The following is a 2407-nucleotide window of genomic DNA, read 5'->3' on the forward strand; positions in this document are numbered from 1 at the left end:
GGGTAAGTCCCATGACGTGGTGGACATTCGGTGAGGCGGCGTAGCCGCTGCTCGGGCGTGTCGTACCCGTGTTGTGGGTGGGCCATCGCGTAGTGATGAACGAGTTACCGCCAAAGTGACTCGACCAAAGGACCACGCGATGACCCACGACCATTCTGCCCTGATCACCCAGCTCGACGCACTCAAGGGCGCCGACCCGGCGAGTGTGTTCGCCGAATTGATCCGCGCCGGCTTACAGACCCTGATCGACGCCGAGGCCACCGAGGTCCTCGGTGCCGGCCGCTACGAACGGACCACCGAGCGAACGAACTACCGCAACGGCACCAGGCCGAAGACAGTAGCGACGACCAGCGGCGACATCGAAGTCCAGATCCCGAAGCTGCGCACCGGGTCGTTCTTCCCCAGCCTGCTCGAACGCCGCCGTCGCATCGATCAGGCCCTGTACGCGGTGATCATGGAGGCCTACGTCCATGGCGTCTCGACCCGCAACGTCGACGACCTCGTGACCGCATTGGGGGTCGACTCGGGGGTCTCGAAGTCGACCGTCTCGCGGATCTGCCAGGGCCTCGACGTCGAGATCGCCCGCTTCCGCGAGCGTTCGTTGACGCACACCAGCTTTCCCTACATCTTCCTCGACGCCACGTACTGCAAGGTCCGGATCGGTGCGCACGTCGTCTCGCATGCTCTCGTCGTCGCCACCGGGGTGTCCATCGACGGGACCCGCGAAGTATTGGGCACCGCAGTAGGAGACAGTGAGTCGTTCGACTTCTGGCGCGAGTTCCTCATCGGACTCAAAGCCCGCGGTTTGTCGGGGGTGCATCTAGTGATCTCCGATGCGCATGCGGGGTTGAAAGCGGCGGTGGCGCAGCAGTTCACGGGTGCGTCGTGGCAGCGGTGCCGGGTGCATTTCATGCGGAACGTCGGCTCGGCGGTGTCGTCGAAGCAGGTGCCGCCGGTGATGGCTGCGATCAAGACGATCTTCGCACACACCGAGCCCGATGCCGTTGCGCAGCAATGGGATCAGGTCGCCGACACTCTCGCTGGCTCGTTTCCGAAAGTCGCTGCGATGATGCGTGATGCGAAGGAGGACGTGCTCGCGTTCCGGTCGTTCCCGAAGGCACATTGGCAGAAGATCTGGTCGAACAATCCGATCGAACGACTGAACAAGGAGATCAAACGCCGCGCCGATGTCGTGGAGATCTTCCCGAACCCGGCAGCGTTCCTACGCCTGGCGACGGCGGTGGTGATCGAGGCGCACGACGAGTGGCAGGTCACCCGCCGCTACGTCTCCGACGTCTCCATGGACGAACTGAGGGTCGTCATCGCACGAAAGGAACGCGCTACAGCCGCCGACACGGACACCGAGTCGTTGACACCCAAACTCGAATCCGCATAACATACAACACAACTCGTTGATCACGAACCAGATGGTTCACCGATCCGAACTACACCACGCCATGGGGCACTATCGCCAAGGTGAAGGCTAGGGCTGATTTCATGCGTGAACAAAAGAATGTTGTTATGATTGATAAAGAATGAAAAATGATAGTGAAGAGATAGCTAGTTCTTACGATAAATATTTACCGTATGTCGTAGATAACGAGTGTCATCGTCTAGCACTCAAAAGTAGGGATAGATCGGGCTATGGCATTATCAAGCATAGGGGAAAGAATCACTACGCACATCGCTTTCAGTGGCTGAAAATGCGGGGTGCGATTCCTGAGGGTCTAGAAATATTGCATGCTAAAGGCTGTTTTAGAGACTGCATACGAATAGAACATCTCAGCGTAAATACGCATCAGGCAAATATTGATCAGATCAAACAAGATGCCAAGCAATTTTGCCGGGTAGGGCATGAGCTGAACAGAACCAATAGTTATAAATACAATGGTTCGACAATCTGTAAACTATGCAAGGCTAAGCAGCTAGTAGAAATAGCACGACACAAACGAGAACTAAAGACTAGAGCCAGTAGTCAATGAATATAGGATACGCGTTCGCGCTCTTAACTTAAGTCAAGAAATTGTGGCAGCTTTACACCACCAAAACTAGATAACAATATAAACAAATAGATCAAAATGAAAACCAAATTCAATAAGAAAGTAGATGAAAATGAATGGCAAAGTACACATCAGAGGAGATTGAGCACGCGGTAGAGCTGGCGCAGGACATTGGACTAGCGGCAACCCGTAGAGAGTTGGGCTACCCGTCTAGCTGGTCAACACTCAAGCGTTGGTGCGACGAGGCAGGCGTAGCCATTGAACTTGATGCGCTCAAGTCCAAAGCGGCTCAGTTCAATTCTTTTTATGAGGAAACTGAACTACGGGTAGCTCAGCAAGACGCGCTAGCCTCGATCTTTCTTCCTGCTGACGTGTCGGCCTGAACCCCTCGAGATTGTGGCTGTCAC

At 55.4% G+C, this 2407-nt stretch carries 3 protein-coding genes; all 3 read left to right on the forward strand.

Annotated elements, in window-relative coordinates; genetic code table 11:
- Positions 1-139: 139 nt before the first annotated feature.
- The 3 genes from BJI47_RS12085 (at position 140) to BJI47_RS12095 (ending at position 2383) form a co-directional block, all read left to right on the forward strand.
- Positions 140-1396, forward strand: a complete 1257-nt coding sequence (locus BJI47_RS12085) for an IS256 family transposase (protein ID WP_088943966.1) — start codon at positions 140-142, stop codon at positions 1394-1396.
- Positions 1397-1535: 139 nt separating this feature from the next.
- A complete protein-coding gene (locus tag BJI47_RS24990) occupies positions 1536-1982 on the forward strand; it encodes an HNH endonuclease (RefSeq protein WP_088943968.1) in 447 nt (148 codons plus the stop codon).
- A gap of 134 nt (positions 1983-2116) precedes the next feature.
- Positions 2117-2383 (forward strand): hypothetical protein, encoded by a 267-nt coding sequence (locus tag BJI47_RS12095; RefSeq protein ID WP_088943969.1) that lies wholly within the window; start codon positions 2117-2119, stop codon positions 2381-2383.
- Positions 2384-2407: the final 24 nt, after the last annotated feature.

This window comes from Rhodococcus sp. 1168 (genome assembly GCF_002091955.1).
In the GTDB taxonomy this organism is placed as follows: Bacteria; Actinomycetota; Actinomycetes; order Mycobacteriales; family Mycobacteriaceae; genus Rhodococcoides.